Origin of the sequence: Neoroseomonas alkaliterrae, from assembly GCF_014199195.1 — a bacterium.
Taxonomy (GTDB): Bacteria; Pseudomonadota; Alphaproteobacteria; order Acetobacterales; family Acetobacteraceae; genus Neoroseomonas; species Neoroseomonas alkaliterrae.
Window position 1 is genome coordinate 351,180 of sequence record NZ_JACIJE010000002.1, and the last position, 20,147, is coordinate 371,326.

23 protein-coding genes are annotated in these 20,147 nt (G+C 74.2%); 10 read left to right on the plus strand and 13 right to left on the minus strand.

The annotated features are described in order from the left end of the window. The first annotated feature begins 6 nt into the window (after positions 1-6). Entirely contained in the window at positions 7-648 is a 642-nt protein-coding gene (locus tag FHS88_RS05065; RefSeq protein WP_184481946.1) for a hypothetical protein, read from the plus strand. Between the two features lie 9 nt (positions 649-657). Here FHS88_RS05065 and FHS88_RS05070 read toward each other — a convergent pair whose 3' ends face one another. The 9 genes from FHS88_RS05070 to FHS88_RS05110 form a co-directional block, all read right to left on the minus strand. Further along, positions 658-1,413: an SIR2 family NAD-dependent protein deacylase gene (locus tag FHS88_RS05070; RefSeq protein ID WP_221244330.1), complete on the minus strand. Its 756-nt coding sequence runs from the start codon at positions 1,411-1,413 to the stop codon at positions 658-660. A gap of 104 nt (positions 1,414-1,517) precedes the next feature. Then, on the minus strand, positions 1,518-1,982 hold the full coding sequence (locus FHS88_RS05075; protein ID WP_184481948.1) for a DUF411 domain-containing protein: 465 nt from the start codon (positions 1,980-1,982) through the stop codon (positions 1,518-1,520). 18 nt (positions 1,983-2,000) lie between these two features. Then, positions 2,001-2,909, minus strand: a complete 909-nt coding sequence (locus tag FHS88_RS05080) for a CopD family protein (protein ID WP_184481950.1) — start codon at positions 2,907-2,909, stop codon at positions 2,001-2,003. Continuing rightward, entirely contained in the window at positions 2,906-3,358 is a 453-nt protein-coding gene (locus FHS88_RS20750; RefSeq protein WP_246419466.1) for a copper resistance CopC family protein, read from the minus strand. The genes FHS88_RS05080 and FHS88_RS20750 overlap by 4 nt, the downstream gene beginning before the upstream one ends. Positions 3,359-3,607: 249 nt before the next feature. After that, positions 3,608-4,378 (minus strand): methyltransferase domain-containing protein, encoded by a 771-nt coding sequence (locus tag FHS88_RS05090; protein ID WP_184481954.1) that lies wholly within the window; start codon positions 4,376-4,378, stop codon positions 3,608-3,610. A 118-nt stretch (positions 4,379-4,496) separates the two neighbouring features. Further along, positions 4,497-5,567 carry a patatin-like phospholipase family protein gene (locus tag FHS88_RS05095; protein WP_338146413.1) on the minus strand — a complete coding sequence of 357 codons (1,071 nt, stop codon included), beginning with the start codon at positions 5,565-5,567 and terminating at the stop codon, positions 4,497-4,499. Continuing rightward, positions 5,564-6,358, minus strand: a complete 795-nt coding sequence (locus tag FHS88_RS05100) for a 3-hydroxybutyrate dehydrogenase (protein ID WP_184481956.1) — start codon at positions 6,356-6,358, stop codon at positions 5,564-5,566. The genes FHS88_RS05095 and FHS88_RS05100 overlap by 4 nt, the downstream gene beginning before the upstream one ends. A 39-nt stretch (positions 6,359-6,397) precedes the next feature. Then, complete coding sequence (locus tag FHS88_RS05105) at positions 6,398-7,819, minus strand: dihydrolipoyl dehydrogenase family protein (RefSeq protein ID WP_184481958.1); 1,422 nt, start codon at positions 7,817-7,819, stop codon at positions 6,398-6,400. After that, positions 7,812-8,525 (minus strand): TVP38/TMEM64 family protein, encoded by a 714-nt coding sequence (locus FHS88_RS05110; protein WP_184481960.1) that lies wholly within the window; start codon positions 8,523-8,525, stop codon positions 7,812-7,814. Before FHS88_RS05110 ends, FHS88_RS05105 begins: the two co-directional genes overlap by 8 nt. A 182-nt stretch (positions 8,526-8,707) precedes the next feature. On the opposite strand from FHS88_RS05110, the gene rpmH reads away from it, so the two are divergent. The 6 genes from rpmH (at position 8,708) to argB (ending at position 13,066) form a co-directional block, all read left to right on the plus strand. After that, complete coding sequence (rpmH, locus tag FHS88_RS05115; protein WP_184481962.1) at positions 8,708-8,842, plus strand: 50S ribosomal protein L34; 135 nt, start codon at positions 8,708-8,710, stop codon at positions 8,840-8,842. Positions 8,843-8,867: 25 nt separating this feature from the next. Beyond that, positions 8,868-9,242 carry a ribonuclease P protein component gene (rnpA, locus tag FHS88_RS05120; protein ID WP_184481965.1) on the plus strand — a complete coding sequence of 125 codons (375 nt, stop codon included), beginning with the start codon at positions 8,868-8,870 and terminating at the stop codon, positions 9,240-9,242. Then, a complete protein-coding gene (gene yidD, locus FHS88_RS05125) occupies positions 9,239-9,478 on the plus strand; it encodes a membrane protein insertion efficiency factor YidD (RefSeq protein WP_184481967.1) in 240 nt (79 codons plus the stop codon). The genes rnpA and yidD overlap by 4 nt, the downstream gene beginning before the upstream one ends. Positions 9,479-9,489: 11 nt before the next feature. Next, positions 9,490-11,304, plus strand: coding sequence for a membrane protein insertase YidC (yidC, locus tag FHS88_RS05130; protein WP_184481969.1), 1,815 nt, complete (start codon positions 9,490-9,492; stop codon positions 11,302-11,304). Positions 11,305-11,397: 93 nt separating this feature from the next. Continuing rightward, positions 11,398-12,060: a ribosome biogenesis GTP-binding protein YihA/YsxC gene (gene yihA, locus FHS88_RS05135; protein ID WP_184481971.1), complete on the plus strand. Its 663-nt coding sequence runs from the start codon at positions 11,398-11,400 to the stop codon at positions 12,058-12,060. A gap of 115 nt (positions 12,061-12,175) precedes the next feature. Then, positions 12,176-13,066 carry an acetylglutamate kinase gene (gene argB / locus FHS88_RS05140; protein WP_184481973.1) on the plus strand — a complete coding sequence of 297 codons (891 nt, stop codon included), beginning with the start codon at positions 12,176-12,178 and terminating at the stop codon, positions 13,064-13,066. On the opposite strand, the gene FHS88_RS05145 is transcribed toward argB, so the two are convergent. Together FHS88_RS05145 and FHS88_RS05150 are read right to left on the minus strand one after the other, a co-directional pair. Next, positions 13,067-14,278 (minus strand): DUF2336 domain-containing protein, encoded by a 1,212-nt coding sequence (locus FHS88_RS05145; RefSeq protein WP_184481975.1) that lies wholly within the window; start codon positions 14,276-14,278, stop codon positions 13,067-13,069. Next, positions 14,275-15,627, minus strand: a complete 1,353-nt coding sequence (locus FHS88_RS05150; protein ID WP_184481977.1) for a sensor domain-containing diguanylate cyclase — start codon at positions 15,625-15,627, stop codon at positions 14,275-14,277. Before FHS88_RS05150 ends, FHS88_RS05145 begins: the two co-directional genes overlap by 4 nt. Before the next feature lie 107 nt (positions 15,628-15,734). Here FHS88_RS05150 and dapD point away from each other — a divergent pair, with 107 nt between their 5' ends. The 3 genes from dapD to FHS88_RS05165 all read left to right on the plus strand — a co-directional run bounded on the left by dapD (position 15,735) and on the right by FHS88_RS05165 (position 18,311). Then, entirely contained in the window at positions 15,735-16,571 is an 837-nt protein-coding gene (gene dapD / locus FHS88_RS05155; RefSeq protein WP_184481979.1) for a 2,3,4,5-tetrahydropyridine-2,6-dicarboxylate N-succinyltransferase, read from the plus strand. Positions 16,572-16,584: 13 nt separating this feature from the next. Beyond that, on the plus strand, positions 16,585-17,724 hold the full coding sequence (gene dapE / locus FHS88_RS05160) for a succinyl-diaminopimelate desuccinylase (protein WP_184481981.1): 1,140 nt from the start codon (positions 16,585-16,587) through the stop codon (positions 17,722-17,724). 104 nt (positions 17,725-17,828) lie between these two features. Then, positions 17,829-18,311 carry a hypothetical protein gene (locus FHS88_RS05165; protein ID WP_184481983.1) on the plus strand — a complete coding sequence of 161 codons (483 nt, stop codon included), beginning with the start codon at positions 17,829-17,831 and terminating at the stop codon, positions 18,309-18,311. Positions 18,312-18,476: 165 nt separating this feature from the next. Here FHS88_RS05165 and truA read toward each other — a convergent pair whose 3' ends face one another. Together truA and fmt are read right to left on the minus strand one after the other, a co-directional pair. Next, positions 18,477-19,238 carry a tRNA pseudouridine(38-40) synthase TruA gene (gene truA, locus FHS88_RS05170; RefSeq protein WP_184481985.1) on the minus strand — a complete coding sequence of 254 codons (762 nt, stop codon included), beginning with the start codon at positions 19,236-19,238 and terminating at the stop codon, positions 18,477-18,479. Further along, a complete protein-coding gene (fmt, locus tag FHS88_RS05175) occupies positions 19,238-20,143 on the minus strand; it encodes a methionyl-tRNA formyltransferase (RefSeq protein WP_184481987.1) in 906 nt (301 codons plus the stop codon). Before fmt ends, truA begins: the two co-directional genes overlap by 1 nt. Positions 20,144-20,147 lie beyond the last annotated feature (4 nt).

Consider the following 20,147-nt stretch of genomic DNA (forward strand, 5'->3'; position numbering starts at 1 on the left):
CTGCGCATGGCCAGATACACCCTCTACGGCATCGGCGATGGGCCGTTTCACAGCTTCGAGGATGTCGGCGCCTATTTCCGGTACAAGTTCCCGATCACGGTGCAGGTGCCAGAGGGCTACGAAGGCGCGGGCGCGAGCCACAAGACCGAGACGCTCTTCAAGGAAGCCTTCGAGGAGATCGCCGCCTGCGCGAAGCAGCCCGCCTGTGACCGTGCGTTCCGGGAGCTCGGCCTGCGGATGGGGCTCAAGGATGTTCTGGCGCGCTGGACGCTGCATCTGTTCGCCTTCGCACCCTATGGGGAGCAGGAGCGCTGGCCGCCCACCGACGACGGCATCACCTTCGCCCAGGTCACGGTGGAGAAGCCGAATGCCAGCCCGCCTTATGCGGAGATCGGCATCCACATCTGCGCCATGCGCTCGGCCGGCTTCCTCGCGGCAACCCTGCTGCACGAGCTTGCGCACATCGCGGGCGCGCCGGGTGCCTCGGCGGCCGACTTCGCGGCCTCGGCAGCAGGCAAGTTGCCGCAATCCGAGTTCCGCCGCCTGCACGCGGCCGAGCGCGCCGTCTGGGCCTGCGGCCTGGTCGATCACTACAAGAAGCACGTCATCGGCGCGCTGGAGCGGATCGGCGGGCGGCGGCCGGTGTGAGGCCCGGCGTCAGTTGACGCCGACCGCCCCGCCCATCACCTCGCCGATGCCGTGGCGGATCACGAGGTCCGCGATGTCGTCGAGCGGCGTGTCCTGGCGGTTGACGATGACGAGGCGCGCGCCGTTGCGCTTGGCGATCTCCGGGAAGCCCGCGGCCGGATAGACCACCAGCGAGGAGCCGAGGACGAGGAAGAGGTCAGCCGCCAGTGTCTCCTGCTGCGCGCGGGCCATCGCCTCCTCCGGCATCGCCTGGCCGAAGGAGATGGTCGCCGTCTTGACCAGCCCGCCGCAGGCCGCGCAGTCCGGCACGTCGCCCTCCCGCAGGAAGGCCTCGTGCAGCGCCGCGATCTCGTGGCGCGCGCCGCAGTCGAGGCAATGCGCGTAGGTCGAGTTGCCGTGCAGTTCGATCACCCTGTCCTCGGGGATGCCGGAGGCCTGGTGCAGCCCGTCAATGTTCTGGGTGATGACGCTGCTCGCCTTGCCCTGGCGCACCAGCAGCGCGACGGCGCGGTGGCCGCGGTTGGGCTGCGCGGCGCGCATCACGGGGTCGCTCTCGAAGCGGCGGCGCCAGGCCTCGCGCCGGGCCTCGGGCGAGGCGAGGAAATCCTGGAACAGGATCGGGCGCATCTGCGCCCAGGTGCCGTTCGGCCCGCGGAAATCGGGAATCCCGGATTCCGTGCTGATGCCCGCACCGGTGAAGACGACCACGCGGCGCGCGGCGTGCAGCATCTCGCGCAGGGCGGCTGTGTCGCGGGCGGCGTCCATGGGGCGAATCTGGCGCGCGCCGAGGCCCTTGTCGAGCAAGCGGCGCCTTCGGCCACCCATCCCGCCTCGGCCCAGCCGGCGGCCGAACCGGCGCGGCGCGGAGGCTACAGCAATCGCGAGCCGCGCATGCGCAGCCACGCGAAATGGCTGCCATCGGCGCGCCAGGCGATCACCTCGTAGATCTCCGGCGGCTGCCCCGGAACCTCCATCCCCGGCGTTCCCACCGGCATCGCGGGGACGGCGAGGCCGACCACGCCCGGCAACCGTGCATCGAGGGCGCGGCGGATGGCGAGCGCGGGCACATGCCCCTCGATCGCGAGCCAGCCCGCGATGCGCGCCGCATGGCAGGAGAGAAGGTCCGCCGGCGTGCCGAGCATCCGCCGGAACGGCGCGACCGAGGAGACCACCCGATCCGTGACCGCGAAACCCTCGCCGCGCAGATGCTCGACCCAGCCGCCGCAGCAGCCGCACTGCGGGTCGCGCCACACCTCCGCGCGCTCCCGCGCCTGGGCGAGCGCCGGCGCGGCGGCGAGGGAAAGTGCCGCGATCGCCAGGATCCGTCGTGGCATCATGGGGGCTTCCTCCCGTCAGCTCTGGACACGGTGCCCGTAATCGACCGGATGGACGGAGACCATCTCGGCCGCGGCGTAGAAGGCGAGAGCGACGACGATGATCTCGAGGCGGATCGCCGCCGCGAGCCGCATGCCCGCGCCGGGCTCGCCTCGCGCCAGCGCCGGCGTGTGGCGCAGCCGGTTCCCCAGCGCGAGGCCGAGGGCGGCCAGCACCGCCGCCACCTTCCAGGCCAGCGCCCAGCCGTGCCAGGCATCGAGGATGCGATCGAGGCGCACCGTCAGGTACCAGGTCAGCAGCAGGCCGGTGACGATCATCGCGAGCACGGCGATCGTGGCGGCGCGGCTCCAGGCCTCGATCAGCGCAGCGGCGCTCGCGCCGTCGCGCCGTCGCGCGACCCACAGCAGCGGCGGCAGGGAGCCGACCCAGAACGCCACCACGGCGAGATGGAGCACGACGAGCCCCGCGATCTCCTGGCGCGGGCCGTAGAGCATGGAATGGCCCATGGCCGCGTAGGAGGCGAGGACGAGCAGCGCCCCGGCCGCCGCGATGGCGGGGCCGGCCCGCCATGCCGTGGCCGCCGCCGCCACCAGGAGCAGGCCGCCGGCGCGCAGCCAGAAGGCGTCGCCGATGCGGGAGCGCATCACCGCCGCCCAGACATCGGGGTCGGCGACGCTGGCGCCGGCCGTCAGGACCAGCACGCGCAACCCGAGCGCCAGCACGGAGAGCGCGAGCCCGGCCGCGATCGCAAGCAGCAGCGTCCGGCGCAGCCGCCCGGCTTCCTCACCCTCGAGCCGGTGGCCGAAGCCGATGGCGAACATCGCGAGGCCGGCCGCTCCGATGGTCGCGACGTAGTAGAGCGCCCGCACGACCACGGTCAGGCCGTCCAGGATCGAGGGATCGGGCTGCAGGTATTCCAGGATCATGGGCTGCGGGACGGCTCGATGCGGAAGGGGATGACGCCGCCGACCGGATGCCCGTCCTGCGAGATGATCCGCCACTCGGCGCGATACTCGCCCGGGGCGAGCGGCGGGAGCGCGATCGTCTCGGCGGTGGCGGCGCGGATGGCGCGGCGCGGCAGGGGGATTTCCTCCCCGCCCACGCGGCGCAGCCGCAGCGCGGTGAGCTGGACCCGCTCGTTGAAATGCAGCTCGATCCTCTCGGGCGGGGTGGTCAGGACCGCGCCGGCGGCAGGCACCGAGCGGCGCAGTTCCGAATGCGCGCCGGCCGGCCGCGGTGCGGCGAGCAGCGGCAGGAGAAGCAGGGCGCGGCGTCCCGTCGCGCGGGTGCTGCCCGGAGCGGCGGCTGCGCGCTGCGGCGAGGGTGCCGCTGCTCCGCATCCCGCGGCCCCCTTCGGCGGCGAAGGCACTTGCATCCATCCGGCCTCCCGTCGCCGGCAAGCCGGATATCAGGTTTCCCACCGTGTGAAGGTCAAGGCGCCCGCGCCGGAGAAAACCCGCGGCGAGCGCGTTCCGGCCGCGCCCGCCGCCGGGCGTGCGCGGCACGATGCCTCGGCGGCGTTGCCCGCCACGATGCGGCGACGCCGCAGGGCGGGCGCAGCAAGCACCGGCGCTGGCCACCTCCCGGCGGATGCCCGCGCGCGGAAGCCGATGACCGCGGCGCCTCAGCCCATGCGGGCGAGGATGAACAGCCGGCGGAACGGCAACAGCACCGCGCCGTCCGCCCGCGGCGGATAGGCCGCGCGCATCGCGGAGCGGTAGGCCGCGAGGAAGCCCTCCCGCAGCGTGCCCTCCAACGCGTCGAGGAAGGGGCGCAGGCTCGTCCCCATCGCCCATTGGACCACGGGATCCTCGCCGCGCAGGACATGGACGTATTCCGTGACCCAGAGGTCGAGCGCGGCGACGCGCGGGCGAAGCAGGTCGTAGTAGTCGCCGGGTTCGAGGATCGGCGGCGCGCTCGCCACGCGCGCGAGCGCACCGGCCCAGGGGCCTTCGCGGGCGATGCGGTCCTGCTCGGCGCGCAGGGGGGCGGCGTGCATCGCCGGCATCTGCACCGCCAGCACGCCGCCGGGTGCCAGATGCGTGAGCAGGCGCGGGAACAGCGCCGCATGGCCGCCGAGCCATTGCAGCGCGGCGTTGCTGAACAGCACGTCCACGGGCGCGTCCGGCGCCCAGGCCGCGATCTCGGCCTGCATGGTCGCGAAGCCGGTCGCGGCGGCCTTGGCGAGCATCGCCGCGCTGCCGTCCACGCCGGCGACCGCCGCGCCGGGGAAGCGCGCCGCGAGCAGCGGCAGCGCATTGCCCGCCCCGCAGCCGAGGTCCACCACGCGCCGCGCCGCGGGATGCGCGATGCGGCCGATGAGGTCGATGGCGGGACGCAGCCGCTCATCCTCGAAGCGCAGATACTGCGCCGCGTCCCAGCTGCTGCCGCTCATGCCGCGATCCCCGCTGCCCCGAAGGCGGCCCGATGCGGCGCACCGGGCCGGGAGCGCACGGCGCGACCGCGCCCGACCCGTCCGTGGCCGCCGACGCGCCAGTGCCCGGTGCCGGGGGTCACAGGAACCTCGCGCGGATGTCCACGCTGCTCTCGCGCCCGAGCTTGTCGAAATGCTCGGCGAGCCAGGCATCGGCCGCCTCGCGCCCGTAGCGGCGCAGCGTGCAGAGGAAGTCCCAGTCGCCGTTGAACTTCGTGCTGAGCTTGAACTTCCGCATCCGGTCCTCGTCCTCGATGAGGTGGATGAAGAGCCGGCGATAGCGCGGCTGCTCGAGCCGGCCGGAATCGAGCAGGCGCTGCACGAAGTCGATGGCGCGCACCTCGGCCATCAGGGAGCCGTTGAAGGTGATCTCGTTCAGCCGGTTCACGATGTCCGAGGCGGTGGTCGGCGCCTCCTCGCGCACCGTGGGGTTGAGCTGCACCAGCACGATGTCCGGCGGCCCGCCCTGGTCGTAGAGCGGCCAGAGCGCCGGGTTGCCGAGATAGCCGCCGTCCCAGTAGGGCTCGCCGTCGATCTCCACCGCCTTGAACACCTGGGGCAGGCAGGCCGAGGCGAGCAGCGCGTCCACCGTCAGCTCGCGCCGCGTGAAGACGCGCGGCTTGCCCGTGCGCACCGAGGTCGCGGAGACGAACAGCCGCGGCGCCTTCGCCTCCATGCGCAGCCGCTCGAAGTCGATGCTGTCGCGCAGCGCGTCGCGCAGCGGGTTGAAGTCCCATCCGAAGGGATTGATCTGGTAGGGCGAGAGCACGCGGGAGAGCGTGTCGAAGGTGCGGTAGGCGACCGACCAGGTGAGGTCGTGGCCCCAGACCAGCTTCTCCATCGGCGTGGCCTGCAGCGGGCTGATCGCGAGCTTGCCGGCCATGGTCCGCCAGAAGCGGTCGAGTGCTGCGATGGCCGCTTCCGGCCCGCCCTCCAGCAGCCCCTCGACCAGCATCGCGCCGTTGATCGCGCCCGCCGAGGTGCCCGAAAGCCCGTCGATCTCGAGCCTGTCGTCCTCGAGCAGCCGCTCGAGCACGCCCCAGGTGAAAGCGCCATGCGTGCCCCCGCCCTGCAGCGCGAGGCTGATGCGCCGGCGCGCGGGCGGCCGCGCGACGGCCGGCGCGGCCGGGCCGTTGGTCCCCTCGCTCACGCCGCCAGCCAGCCCCCGTCCACCGAGAGCGCGGCGCCGTTCACCCCGCCCGAGCCCGGCCCGCAGAGCCAGGTGGCCAAGGAGGCCACCTCCTCCGGCTCGATCCAGCGCTTGGAGGGCTGCTTCTCGAGCAGGTAGTCGGTCAGCGCCCTCTCCTCGCTCACGCCGTGCTTCTCGGCCAGCGGCTTCACCTGCGCCTCGGCGAGCGGGGTGCGCACGAAGCCGGGGCAGATGGCGTTGCAGGTGATGGGCGTGCGCGCGACCTCGAGCGCGACCACCTTCGTCAGCCCCACCACACCGTGCTTGGCCGCGACATAGGCGATCTTGAACGGGCTCGCGACGAGGCCGTGGGCGGAGGCGATGTTGACGATCCGCCCCCAGTTGCGCGCGCGCATGCCCGGCAGCGCGGCGCGGATGGCGTGGAAGTTCGAGGACATGTTGACGGCGATGATCGCGTCCCATTTCTCCGGCGGGAAATCCTCGACCGGGGAGACGAACTGGATGCCCGCGTTGTTGACCAGGATGTCGCAGGCGCCGAGCGTCCTCGCGCAGTCCGCGACCATGGCGCGCACCTCGTCGGGCTTCGCCATGTCGGCCGCCGAATAGGGCGCCTCGCCGCCGCCCATCGCCGCGCCGACCTTCGCGCGCGCGGCGGCGATCTCCTCCGGCCTGCCGAAGCCGTTCAGCATCACCCGCGCGCCCGCCCCGGCCATCATCAGCGCGATGGCGAGGCCGATGCCGGAGGTCGAGCCGGTGACGAGGGCCGCGCGGCCCGCGAGAGTCTTTTCCATAGGCGTCACTTCCGTCCCTTGAGGGGTCGGCATCAAGGCTCAGGGCAGGCGTTTGAGCAAGCCGAGGATGCGCTTGACGGCGGGCGAGAGCAGTTTCGGCGCGTAGAACTCGCCCGCCGCGCGCTTGGCCGCCTCCTGCGCCGTCGGGTAGGGCAGCACCGCGCCGGCCAGGGCCGACAGCCGCCGCCCGATGGCCAGCGCGAACATCCCCGCCATCTCCCCCGCGCCCGGCCCGACCACCGAGGCGCCGAGCAGCCGCCCCTTGCGGTCGGCCACCAGCTTCACCAGCCCCTCCGCCCGGCCCTCGGCGACCAGCCGGTCGTTCTCGGCGAGCGGCCAGCGGGTGATGACGAGATCCTCGCGGCCCGCGGCGCGCAGTTCCGCCTCGGTCGGGCCGATCTGGGCGATCCCGGGGTCGGTGTAGGTCACGCGCGGCAGCGCGTCGTAGGAGAGGCGCGCGGGCAGGCGGAACAGCATGGCGCGCGCGATGATGCCCGCATGCTGCGAGCAGACATGGGTGAAGGCGCGCGGGCCCAGGCCCTCGGGGTCGGCGATGTCGCCCGCCGCCCAGACGCGGCGGTTGGTGGTGGAGCGCAGGGCGCGGGTGGTGGCGATCCCGCGCGGGGAATGCGCGATGCCCCCCGCATCGAGCCCCAGCCCGGCGAGGCGCGGCGCCCGGCCCACGGCGAGCAGCAGATGCGTGCCATGGATGCGCGTGCCATCCCCCAGCACCACCGCGATGCCCGGCCCGTCGCGGGAGACGGCGGCGACCTCCGCGCCCTCGTGCAGCGCCACCCCGTCCTCGAGCAGCGCGGCGCGCAGCGGGGCGATGCATTCGGGATCCTCTCGCCCGGCGATGCGCGCGCTCTCGATGAGCGAGACGCGGCAGCCGAGCCGCGCATGGGCCTGCGCCATCTCGAGCCCGATCGGCCCGCCGCCGACGACCACGAGATGCCCGGGCGGCGCATCGAGGGCGAAGAGCGTCTCGTTCGTCAGGAACGGCACCTCCGCGAGGCCGGGAATCGGCGGAACGATGGCGGCCGAGCCCGCGGCCACCACGGCGCGGCGGAAGCGGAAGCGCCGGCCGGCGGCCTCGATCGCCTCGGGCGCCACGAAGCGGGCGGCGGCGCGCACCACCGTCACCCCCATGGCGGTGAAGCGTTCCTCGGAATCGTTCGGCGCGATGGCGGCGATGGCGCCCGCGACATGGGCGCGCACCCCGGCCCAGTCGATCGCGGGTGGCGGCAGCACCACGCCGAAGCGCCCGGCCCGGCGCGCCGCATGGGCGGCATGGGCTGCGGCGAGCAGCGCCTTTGACGGCACGCAACCATGGTTCAGGCAATCCCCGCCCATCGCCGCCCGCTCGAAAAGCGCGACCTTCAGGCCGAGCCCCGCCGAGATCGCCGCGACCGAGAGCCCCGCGGCCCCCGCGCCGATCACCGCCACGTCGCAGTCAGTCATTGCGTGTCCTTCCGCGCCACCAGGCGCCGAACAGGGAAAGCGCCGCCAGGCCGAGCAGCGGCAGCAGGATGGGCGGGGAGAGGATGACCGCCAGATCCGGCCGCCCCCCCGCCGCCAGGATCTCGCCCAGGCCCGCGCCGATCCCGGAATAGACCGCCGTGGCCGGAATGATGCCGAGGGCGGTGGCCGCCGCATAGGCGCCGAAAGGCATGCCGAGAAGGGCGGGCGCGAGATTGGCGAGCCAGAAGGGTACGACCGGGATCAGCCGCAGCGTCAGCAGGTAGAAGAAGCCGTCGCGCTCGAGCCCCGGCCGCAGCCTCTCGACCAGCCCCGCCGCGCGCCCCGCGACGAGCGGCGCGAGCGCCGTGCGGGCGGCGAGGAACAGGGCGCAGGCCCCGAGCGTCGCCCCCAGGACGGCGAGCGCGGTGCCGATCCAGGCGCCGAACAGGAAGCCCCCGGCGAGCGTCATCACCGCCCCGCCGGGCAGGGAGAGCGCGACCACCGCGACATAGAGCCCGACATAAGCCGCCGCCGAGACCCCCGGCCGGGCCGCGACCCAGGCGGTGAGCGCGGCGCGATGCTCGGCGAGCGTTTCGAAGGAGAGCAGGCGCGCCGCCCCGCTCGCCCAGGCGAGGGCGAGGAGCCCCGCGACCAGCAGCAGGGGCCAGGCGCGGGCGAGCGGGTTGCGGCGGGCTGGGCTTTCCATGTCCTGGTCCGGCAAGGGGTGGCGAAGGGTTGCGGGCATCGGGGCCCCGCGCGGTTGACGCGCCGCACCCCGCCTCCCTATACCTCCGCGCCTTGCCGGGGCACCCCAGGGTCGGGGTGCCGCCGGCCCGTTCTGCTGGCGGCATGGCCCGCGCGCCGGCGCCGAGGTTCAGGAGACTTGTCGTGAAGCGTACCTACCAGCCCTCGAAGCTTGTCCGGAAGCGCCGGCACGGGTTCCGCTCCCGCATGGCGACGGTGGGCGGCCGCAAGGTGATCGCCAACCGCCGCGCCAAGGGCCGCAAGCGCCTCTCGGCCTGACCGGCCGCGCCGGGCGGAGGCTTGCATGCCGGGCAGCGCCGACCCGGCCACGCCCCCCGCGGGCGCGGCCCCGGAGCGGCTGAAGAAGCGCCGCGACTTCCTCCGCGCCGCCCAGCGCGGCAAGCGCGCCGCGCGCCCGGGCCTCGTGCTGCAGGCCGTGCCCGGCGAGGCGCGGCACCTGCGCCTCGGCTTCACCGTGACCAGGAAGGTGGGCAATGCGGTCACGCGCAACCGCGCGCGGCGGCGGCTGAAGGAGGCCGCGCGGCTCGGCCTGCCGGGCATGGGCCTCGCGGGCTGGGATCTCGTGCTGATCGGCCGCGACGGCACCCTCACGCGCCCCTTCGCGCTGCTGGTCGAGGACCTGCGCGGCGCGCTGCGCCAGGCGGGCGTGCTGCGATGAGCCTCGCGGCCGCCGCGCTGAAGGGCTGCGTGCACTGCTACCGCTACACGCTGCGCGGCGTGATCGGCGCGAATTGCCGCTTCTTCCCCTCCTGCAGCGACTACGCGCTCGAGGCGCTGTCGGTGCATGGCGCGGCCCGCGGCACGCTCATGACTGCCCGGCGCATCCTGCGCTGCAACCCCTGGAATCCGGGCGGCTACGACCCCGTGCCCGGCCCCCGAACGCCGAAAGGCTGAGACCCGTCCCGATGGACCAGAAGCGCCTCTTTGCCGCCATCGCGCTCTCGATCGGCATCCTGCTGATCTTCGACGTGTGGAACCGGACGAACCAGCCGCCCCCGCCGCCGCCCGCGCCCGCGGCGCAGCGCGCCGAGGTGCCTGTCCCGGCCGCCCCGGCCGCGGCCCCCGGCGGCGTGCCCGTGCCCGCCGCGCCCGGGGCCATGCCGGGCGAGGCCCGGGCGAGTGCTGCGCCCCAGCGCCCGCCCGCGGCGCGCATCGGCGTCGAGAGCCCGCGCCTGGCCGGGACGCTCAACCTGCGCGGCGCGCGCCTCGACGATCTGGTGCTGACCACCTATCGCGAGACGCTCGCCCCCAACTCCCCCAATGTGCGGATCTTCGCCCCGCGCGACGGCCAGAACCCCTATTTCGCCCAATGGGGCTGGACAGCGGCGGACGGGCGGACCCGCGTGCCGGAATCCGAGACCGACTGGACCGCCGAGGGCGGGCCGCTCGCGCCGGGCCGGCCGGTCACGCTCTCCTGGGACAACGGCCAGGGGCAGGTCTTCGAGATCCTGCTCTCGATCGACGAGGCCTACATGCTCTCCGCCGAGCAGCGGGTCCGCAACAGCGGCCCCGAGGCCGTCTCGGTGCTGCCCTGGGTGCGCGTGCGGCGCGACTACACCCCGCCCACGGCCGGCTTCTTCATCCTGCATGAGGGCTTCACCGGCGTGCTCGGCGGCCGGCTGCACGAGGTGACCTTCTCGGATGCGAAGTCCGAGGGCTCGCGCCGCGGCGGCACGGCGCTCGAGCAGGAGACGACCGGCGGCTGGGCCGGCATCACCGACAAGTACTGGCTGGCCGCGGTGATGCCCGCCGCCCCCGACCAGACGCTGCGCGCCGCCTACCGCCACGTGAACGAGGGCGGCGGGGCGGCGGGCGACCGCTGGCAGGTGGACCTCGCGGCGCCGCAGCCACTCAGCATCGCCCCCGGCGCCTCCGCGGCGATGCCGACGCGCCTCTTCGCCGGCGCGAAGGAGGTCGGCCTGCTCGATTCCTACATGAGCCGGCTGAACATCACGGATTTCGACAAGGCGATCGACTTCGGCTGGTTCTACTTCTTGACCAAGCCGTTCTTCCACGCGCTGCACTGGCTGGCCGAGATGTTCGAGGCGATGGGCAGCTCGGCGCCCTACGGCCTCGCGATCCTGGCCTTCACCCTCATCATCAAGATCCTGTTCTTCCCGCTGGCCAACAAGGCCTACCACTCGATGGCGAAGATGAAGGTGCTCGCGCCGAAGATGACGGAGATCCGCGAGCGCTACAAGGACGACCCCCAGAAGGCGCAGCAGGAGATGATGGCGCTCTACCGGGCGGAGAAGGTGAACCCCGCCTCGGGCTGCCTGCCGATCCTGATCCAGATCCCGGTCTTCTTCGCGCTCTACAAGGTGCTCTTCGTCTCGATCGAGATGCGCCACCAGCCCTTCTTCGGCTGGATCAGCGACCTCTCGGCGCCGGACCCGACCAACCTGTTCAACCTCTTCGGCCTGCTGCCCTTCGACCCGGCGCAGTGGAGCGTGTTCCTGCACATGCCCGCCTGGGCGGTGATCATGGGCTTCACGATGTGGCTGCAGATGAAGCTGAACCCGCAGCCGCCCGACCCCATCCAGGCCAAGATCTTCGCCTGGATGCCGGTGATCTTCACCTTCATGCTGGCGTCCTTCCCGGCCGGCCTGATCATCTACTGGGCCTGGAACAACACGCTCTCGATCGCGCAGCAGTACTACATCATGCGCCACGAGCGCGCCGCGGCGCGCGCGGCCAAGGCCGCGGGCAAGGCGAAATAGGCAGGGCGGGGGCACTCTGCCCCGCGCGCGCCGCGTCGTCCTTCGCCGGCGGGCCGGGCGTGGCGGCGCGGCCGCCGCGGCGAAAGGACGATGATGACCGGACTTGCCGACACCCGGGACGAGGCCGAGCGCGCCGCGCTGATCGAGGCGGGGCGGCTGCTTTTCGCCCGGCCCTGCGCCTTCTTCCACGCGGCGCAGAAGACCGACCAGCTCCCGCCGCCCGGCCTGCCCGAGATCGCCTTCTGCGGGCGGTCCAATGTGGGCAAGTCCTCGCTGATCAACGCGCTCACCGGGCAGAAGGCGCTCGCGCGCGTGTCCCAGACGCCCGGGCGCACGCGCCAGCTCAACTTCTTCGATCTCGCCGGCCGGCTCGTGCTCGTGGACCTGCCGGGCTACGGCTATGCCAAGGCGTCGAAGGACATGCAGCGCGACTGGCAGGGCGTGATGTTCGACTACCTGCGCGGCCGGCCGAACCTGATGCGCGTGATGCTGCTGCTCGATGCGCGGATCGAGACGAAATCCGCCGACCGCGCGGCGATGGCCCTGCTCGATGCCGCCGCGGTCGCCTTCCAGATCGTGCTGACCAAGGCCGACGATGTCGGCCCGCAGAAGCTCGCCGCGCGCTTCGCCGAGGCCGAGGCGCTCGCCCGCGGCCACACCGCGGCGCACCCGCTGGTGCTGGTGACGAGCAGCGCGACCGGCCTCGGCATCCCGGAACTGCGGGCGGAGATCGCGGGCTTCGCGCAGCCCGGCTGATGGCGGGGCGGGACGCCGCCCTTCCCTCGCAGGCGGGTCCGGGCGCGGCGGCTTGACCGGCCCGCCGCCCGCGGCCAGAAACCGCCGACCCCCGGAAAGGGGGCGAGGAACGCTGATGACCGAGCCTGCCCACACGCCCGATGCCATGGCCATCCTGGCCGGCGCGCTGCCCTTCCTGAAGCGCTACGACGACGCCACCGTGGTCGTGAAGTATGGCGGCCACGCCATGGGGGAGGAGGAGACGGCGCTGCGCTTCGGCCGTGACATCGCGCTGCTCGAGCAGGTCGGCGTCAACCCGGTGGTGGTGCATGGCGGCGGGCCGCAGATCAACGCCATGCTCAAGCGGCTGAACGTGAAGTCCACCTTCGTGCAGGGCCTGCGCGTGACCGACGCCGAGATGCTCGACGTGGTCGAGATGGTCCTCGCCGGCCCGGTCAACAAGCAGGTGGCCGAGGCCATCACGCGCGCGGGCGTCATGGCGGTGGGCATCTCCGGCAAGGATGGCGGGCTGATCCGCGCGCGCAAGCTGACGCGCACCTACCGCGACCCGGATTCGAACATCGAGAAGGTGCTCGACCTCGGCTTCGTGGGCGAGCCCGCGAGCGTGGACCCGAAGGTGCTGCGCCTGCTGATCGGGGCCGACATCGTGCCCGTGGTGGCGCCCGTGGGTGTGGGCGAGGACGGGCAGACCTACAACATCAACGCCGACACCGCGGCCGGCGCGATCGCCGGCGCGCTCGCGGCGGAGCGGCTGCTGATGCTGACCGACGTGCCCGGCGTGCTCGACACCGACAAGCGCCTGATCCCCGAGATGACGGTGGCCGAGGTGAAGGCCGGCATCGAGGCCGGCTGGATCAATGGCGGCATGATCCCGAAGGTCGAGACCTGCATCTACGCCATCGAGCGCGGCGTGAAGGGCGCGGTGATCCTGGACGGGCGCGTGCCGCACGCGATCCTGGCCGAGCTCTTCACCGATGCCGGGCCGGGCACGCTGATCCGCCCCTGATCAGCGTGCGGCGGCGCGCGAGAGCGCGTCCATCCGCCATTTCAGCTCCCCGTCGCCGACCAGCGCGGGCGTGACGGCGGTGCCGGCCTCGGGCATGGCGGGGCAGAGCATGCCGAGCACGGCCTCGGCCGCGGGCCTGTGCAGCCCGGCCTGGCGGCACAGCCCGGCGAGGGATTTCGTGCAGCGCGTCGCGACCGCGTGCTCGACCGTCCGGCGGGGCACGCCGGCGAGGCCCGCGAGCCCGGCGGTGACGAAGGCCGCCTCGCCGGCCTGCGCGGCGCGCAGCATGACCGCTTCGGTGAGGGCGCCCGCGCGCAGCAGCAACTCGGCGCGCAGCGCGGCGTCCTCGGCGGTCTCGCCGCCGCGCGGCCGCGCGGCGAGGCGGCCGACGACCGTGCTGCGGATCTGCGCGGCGGTCTCGGGCGGCAGGTCGGGGCGGTCGAGCAGCGGCGCGAGAATCTCCTCGGCCACGAAATGCGCGAGCGCGAGGGCCGCGCGCGCGGGCAGCGCCGGGCGGCGGACCAGCGGCTCCTGCCAGGAGGTGCGCTCGGCCGCCTGCACCACGAGGGCATCGAGCGTGCTCTCGCGGATCGCGGCCCGGCCATTGGCGAGCAGCGCGCCGATCGCCGCGACATCCCCGGTGGCGACGAGCGCATCGGCCACGGCCTCGCTGATCTCGGGGCGGCGGGCGACGGCGGTGAGCGTCTCGGCGACCGGCGGCGCGGCGACGAGGCCGAGCAGGTCCTCCTCGGTGAGCAGCGGGGAGAGGCGGATGACAGGCTCGGCGACGCGGAAGGAGGTGTCGTGCGCCAGCGCCAGGACGATCTCGCGCGGGGCCTCGGGCAGATCCTTCACCGCCTCGGCGATGGTGGCGCGGATCTCCTCCGCAGCATCGCCGGCGAGCCGGGCGAGCGCGTCCCATGCGGCCTGGGCCAGCCGGTCCCGCTGCGCCCCGCCGAGGCCCGGCGCGAGCGTGGCCAGCCGCGTCGCGAGCGCGTGCCGCACCCCTTCCTCGGTGTCCCCGGCCAGCGCCGGGAAGGACTGGTGCGGCGTCGCGGGATTGCCGGCGACTGCGCGGCGGATCTCCGGGGAGGGGTCGGCCATCAGGTAGTAGAGCGCCTCGGGCGGCGCCTGCTCGTCGCAGGCGAGCGCAAGGCGCGCGGCGGGCGGCCCTTCGGCGAGGATGCGCGCGGCGTCGCTGCCGGTCGTCATGCGGCGGGCTCCGCAAGGCGCCAGGAGCCGCGCGCGCCGCGCTTGGCGGCATAGAGCGCGGCGTCGGCGCGGGCGAGCAGCGCGCGGGCGCTCTCCGGGCTGCCCGGCGGGCGGCAGGCGATGCCCATGCTGAAGCGCGGGGCGTGCGGCGTGCCGGCCAGGGCGGCGGCGCGGGCGCGCAGGGCCTCGGCGCGCGCCTTGGCGGCGGCGATGTCGGCCTCGGGGATCCACAGCGCGAACTCGTCCCCGCCCAGCCGGGCCGCGACCTCGCCCGCGCCCGCATCCGCCCGCAGCAGCGCCGCCAGCGCCCGCAGCGCGGCGTCGCCCGCCTCGTGCCCGTGGCGGTCGTTGATCGGCTTCAGGTTGTCGAGGTCGAAGGTGAGCAGGGCCCCGCTGCCGGCCGATGCCAGCGCGGCGAGGAAGGCGCGGCGGTTGGCAAGGCCCGTCAGCGCATCCGTCGCGGCCTGGTGCTCCAGTTCCTCCTGCAGGCGCGCGAAGCCGAGCACAGCACCCAGCATCGCGGCCATGGAGCGCAGCACGGCGAGGTCCTCGGCGTCCCAGTCGCGCGAGCCCGCGCCGCGCCAGGCGGCCAGCGCCGAAACCCGCGGCCGCCGGCCGTGATGATGCAGCAGCGCGGCCGGCTCCCGCCCGTCGAGGCGGCCGGCCCAGTCCTCGACCGCATCCAGCGCGGCGGCGGCGCGCTCTGGCAGGCCGGCGGGCACCGCGCCATTCGCCTCCACCAGCGCCGCGCCTTCGGCCTCGGGGACGATCATGGCGGTGCCGGCGCAGCCCAGCGCGTCGCGCAGGCTGGAAAGGCCGCGCGCCAGCGCCTCCCGCGGGGTGCCGGCGCGGCGGACGGTCTCGGCCAGCGCGTCGAGCAGCGCCGCGCGGCGCAGGCCCGCGGCCGCGGCGGCGGCGGCTTCCTCCTGTTCCGTCACGTCGAGCGCGGCGCCGCGCAGCCCGGCGAACTGGCCCCGCGCATCGCCGATCGGGACCACGGAGAAGGCGAGGCAGCGCGGCTTCCCCCCGGCCCCGGCCACCCAGGCGCGTTGCCGGCGCACCGGCTGGCGCAGCGCGAAGGGATCGGGGCCGGTGCCGAGCAGCAGCGAGGCCGCCCGGCGGCCGAGAAGGCTCGTCGCCGGGTGGCCGATGACCGTCTCGGGCCAGAGGAAGGAGAAGCGGCCGGCGCTGTCCGTCTCGAACACGAAGTCCGCGGCGAGGCCGGCGAGGTCCTGCCAGCGCTGACGCGATTCCAGCAGCGCGCCGTGCAGCGCCGCCGCCGCCGCCGCCGCGGGCGGGACCGTCGCGCATCGTTCCTCGGGGCGCAGCGCCATCGTCATCGGCGCCATGGAAGCCCGGGGGCGATGAATCGCCGGTTAGCGCCACCCGCGTTGACAGGGCGCCGCCGCCGCCGCAAGGAACCCCGCCCAACCCGACCCGCCGGAGGATGCCGCCCATGGACACGAATGCCCTCAAGGGCCTGATCGAGAGCCTCTGGCAGTCGCGCGACAAGGTGAATCCGGGTACCGGCGGAACCGACCGCGCGGCGGTCGAGGACGCGCTGGAGTTGCTCGATTCCGGCAAGGCGCGCGTCGCCGAGCCCGATGGGGCGGGCGGCTGGCGCGTGAACCAGTGGCTGAAGCAGGCGGTGCTCCTCTCGTTCCGGCTGGCCGATTCGAAGCCGATGGACACCGCCGCCGGCGCCTACGACAAGGTGCCGCTGAAGTTCGCGGGCTGGGGCGAGAACCGCTTCAAGGAAGCGGGCTTCCGCGCCGTGCCGGGGGCGGTGGTGCGCCGCTCCGCCTATATCGCGCGCAATGTCGTGCTGATGCCCTCCTTCGTGAATGTCGGCGCCTATGTGGACGAGGGCACGATGGTGGACACCTGGGCCACCGTCGGCTCCTGCGCGCAGATCGGCAAGAACGTGCACATCTCGGGCGGCGTCGGCATCGGCGGCGTGCTCGAGCCGCTGCAGGCCAACCCGGTGGTGATCGAGGACGACTGCTTCATCGGCGCGCGCTCCGAGGTGGCCGAGGGCGTGATCGTCGAGCGCGGCGCGGTGCTCTCGATGGGCGTCTTCATCGGCGCCTCGACCAAGGTGATCGACCGCGCGACCGGCGAGGTCTTCACCGGCCGCGTGCCGGCCTATTCGGTGGTGGTGCCGGGCTCGCTGCCGGGCAGGCCGCTGCCGGACGGCTCGCCGGGCCCCTCGCTCTACTGCGCGGTGATCGTCAAGCGCGTGGACGCGCAGACGCGGGCCAAGACGGCGATCAACGACCTGCTGCGCGACTGAGCGGCCGCGGCGCATGGCGACCGACCCGATCCCGCTCGCCCAGGCGCTGATCCGTTGCCGCTCCGTCACGCCGGCCGATGACGGGGCGCTCGACGTGGTGCAGCGGGCGCTGGAGCCGCTGGGCTTCGCCTGCACCCGCCTGACGTTCGGGCCGGACGACTACCGGGTGGGCAACCTCTTCGCCCGGCGCGGTGGCGGTGGGCCGCATCTCTGCTACGCGGGGCATACGGATGTGGTGCCGCCCGGCGACCTCGGCGCCTGGTCCGACGACCCGTTCGGCGGGGTGGTGCGCGACGGGCTGCTGTTCGGCCGCGGCGCCTGCGACATGAAGGGCGGCATCGCCGCCTTCATCGCGGGGCTGACGGACTACCTCGCGGCGCGGCCCGATCATCCGGGCTCCATCTCGCTGCTCATCACCGGCGACGAGGAGGCGCGCAGCGTGGACGGCACCGCGAAGGTGCTGGAGTGGATGCAGGCCGAGGGAAAGGTCCCGGACATGGCGCTGGTGGGCGAGCCGACCAGCCGCAGGGCGCTCGGCGACACCATCAAGATCGGCCGCCGCGGCAGCCTGACCGCGCGCATCGCGGTGCAGGGCCGCCAGGGGCACAGCGCCTATCCGGCGCAGGCCGACAACCCGATCCACCGGCTGGTCGCGGCCCTGGGCCCGCTGCTTGCCGCGCCGCTCGACAACGGGTCCGAGTTCTTCCCGCCCTCCACGCTGCAGGTCACCGGCTTCGATGTCGGCAACGCGGCCTCCAACGTCATCCCGGCGCAGGCGCGGGCGATGCTCAATATCCGCTTCAACGACCTGCACACGAGCGAGGCGCTGACCGAGCGCCTGCACGCCGCCCTGCGCGCCGCGGGATGCGCCTACGAGATGCAGGCCGAATGCTCGGGCGAGAGCTTCCTCACCCGCCCCGGGCCCTTCGTGGAGGCGCTATCGCGCGCCATTGCACGCAGCACCGGCGTCGAGCCCGCGCTCGACACCGGCGGCGGCACCTCGGATGCGCGCTTCATCGCGCGCTACTGTCCGGTGGCGGAGTTCGGCGCGGTCGGTGCCACGCTGCACCAGGTGAACGAGCATGCGCCGGTCGAGGAACTGCGGCGGCTGGCCGCCGCCTACCGTGCGGTGCTCGAGGAGATCCTCGGCTGAGCGGCGCGGCCCCCCCGCCGCCCGGCCCGCTGGCGCGCGGCATCGCCGGGGCGCTGCTGCTCGCGCGCGGGCGGCCCGAGGGGGCCGACGTCTTCGCGCCGACGATGGAGGAGGCGCGCGGCTCCTTCCTCGCCGCGGCGATCTGCCTGCCGATCTTCCTGCTGCTGCGCGCGATGACGGGCGGCGGCGCGGCCGCGGTGGCGGGCGCGGACCCGGCCCGGGTCCTGGCCGCGGAGCTGATCGCCTTCGCCTGTTCCTGGGCGGGCTTCGCGCTCGCCTCGATCCCGCTGGCCGAGGCGATGGGCCGGCGCGCGCTCTGGCCGCGCTTCATCGCCGCGTGGAACTGGTCGAACCTGGTGCAGTATCTGGTGGTGACGGCGCTGACGCTGCCCGTGCTGGCGGGCGCGCCGCGCTTGATCGCCGATGCGCTGGGCCTCGCCGGGCTCGCCTATGCCGTCTGGCTGCAATGGTTCGCCACCCGCGCGGCGCTGCGCGTCACGGGGCTGCAGGCGGCGGGCTTCGTCATCCTCGACATCGGCATCGCGGTCTTCCTCTCCGGGCTTGTGGTGCAACTCGCGCGCGGGTGAGGGCCGCGGGCAGGGGGTGATCCCCTGCCGGCCGCCCCTCATGCCAGCGGGCGAAAGGCCAAACCTCGCACCCGCTGGCAGGGCGCGCGGGGCTGGCGGGGCGGCCGCGCGCGGAACCGGATCCAGATGCCCTGCGGACAAAGATCGAGCGTTCTCCGCAGGGCATCAGGCCCAGGCGATCGGCGGGTCGTAGCGCACCCCGGTCAGGCTCAGCCCCTCGGCTGGCGCGGTCTGGCCGGCGCGGGTGCGGTCGCCGCCGTCGAGCACCGCCCGCGGCCAGGAGGCGGGGCGCCTGCCCAGCCCCACCTCGACCAGCGTGCCGACCATGTTCCGCACCTGGTGATGCAGGAAGGAGCGCGCCTCGGCGACGATCACCACCTCCTCCCCCAGCCGCGAGACATCCAGCCTGTCGAGCGTGCGCAGCGGCGACTTCGCCTGGCAGGCGGCGGCGCGGAAGGCGGAGAAGTCGTGCCGGCCGAGCAGGCCCTGCGCGGCCGCGTGCATCGCCGCGGCATCGAGCGGGCGCTGGATGTGCCACACGCGCCCGGCGTCGAGCGCGGGCCGGGCGCGGCGGTTGAGGATGCGGTAGCGATAGGCGCGGCCGATGGCCGAGAAGCGCGCCGACCACGCCGCATCCACCACCGCCGCGCCGAGCACGGCGACGGGGTGCGGACGGGTGTGGAAGTTCAGCGCCTCCCGCACGCGTTCGGGCGGGAGCGCGGCCACGAGCGTCACCTGCGCGACCTGGCCCTCGGCATGCACGCCGGCATCGGTGCGCCCGGCCGCCGAGACGAGGGGCAGGGCGCCGCCGTTCAGGCGCGCCGCCGCCTCCTCCAGCACCTGCTGGACGGACAGGCCGCTCTCCTGCCGCTGCCAGCCGACGAAGGGCGCGCCATCGTATTCGAGCAGGAGGGCGTAGCAGGGCATCAGCCGAGCACGCTGCCGCGCGGCAGGGCATAGCCGCGCAGGAAGGCGTCGGCGGGCTGCGGCGCGCGGCCCGGGCGCTGCAGCCGCGCGAGGCGCAGCGCCCCGCTGCCGCAGGCGATCAGCCCGGCGTCGTCCAGCACCGTGCCGGGCGCGCCGCTGCCGGACTCGGGATGGGCGGCGAGGACGCGGATCTGCTCCCCGCCATGGGTGAAGAAGGTGCCGGGCCAGGGGTTGAGGGCGCGCACGCGGCGCTCCAGCGCGGCCGCATCCTGCGTCCAGTCGAGCCGGCCGTCCTCCTTGGTGAGTTTCGGCGCGTAGGTGACGCCCTGCTCGGGCTGCGGAATGGCGGGCGGATCCTCAGCCAGGGCGCGCAGGATGAGCCGCGCGCCGATCGCGGCCAGCCGGTCGTGCAGCTCCTGCACGGTGGTGTCCGGGCCGATCGGCGTCGCCTCCTTCAGCAGCATGGGGCCGGTGTCGAGGCCTTCCTCCATGCGCATGATGGTCACCCCGCTCTCCGCATCGCCGGCGAGGATGGCGGCGTGGATCGGTGCCGCGCCGCGCCAGCGCGGCAGCAGGGAGGCGTGGATGTTCAGGCAGCCCCGGCGCGGCGCGTCCAGCATGGCCTTCGGCAGGATCAGCCCGTAGGCGGCGACCACCGCGGCATCGAGGCCGAGCGCGGCGAAGGCCGCGTGCTCCGCCGCGTCGCGCTTGAGGCGCGCGGGCGTGCGCACCGGCAGGCCGAGCTCCAGCGCGGCGCGATGGACGGGGCAGGGCGTCTCGCGCTGGCCGCGGCCGGCCGGGCGCGGCGGCTGGCAATAGACGGCGGCGATCTCGTGCCCCGCCCCGTGCAGGGCGCGCAGTGCGGGGACGGCGAAATCCGGGCTGCCCATGAAGGCGAGGCGCATGGCG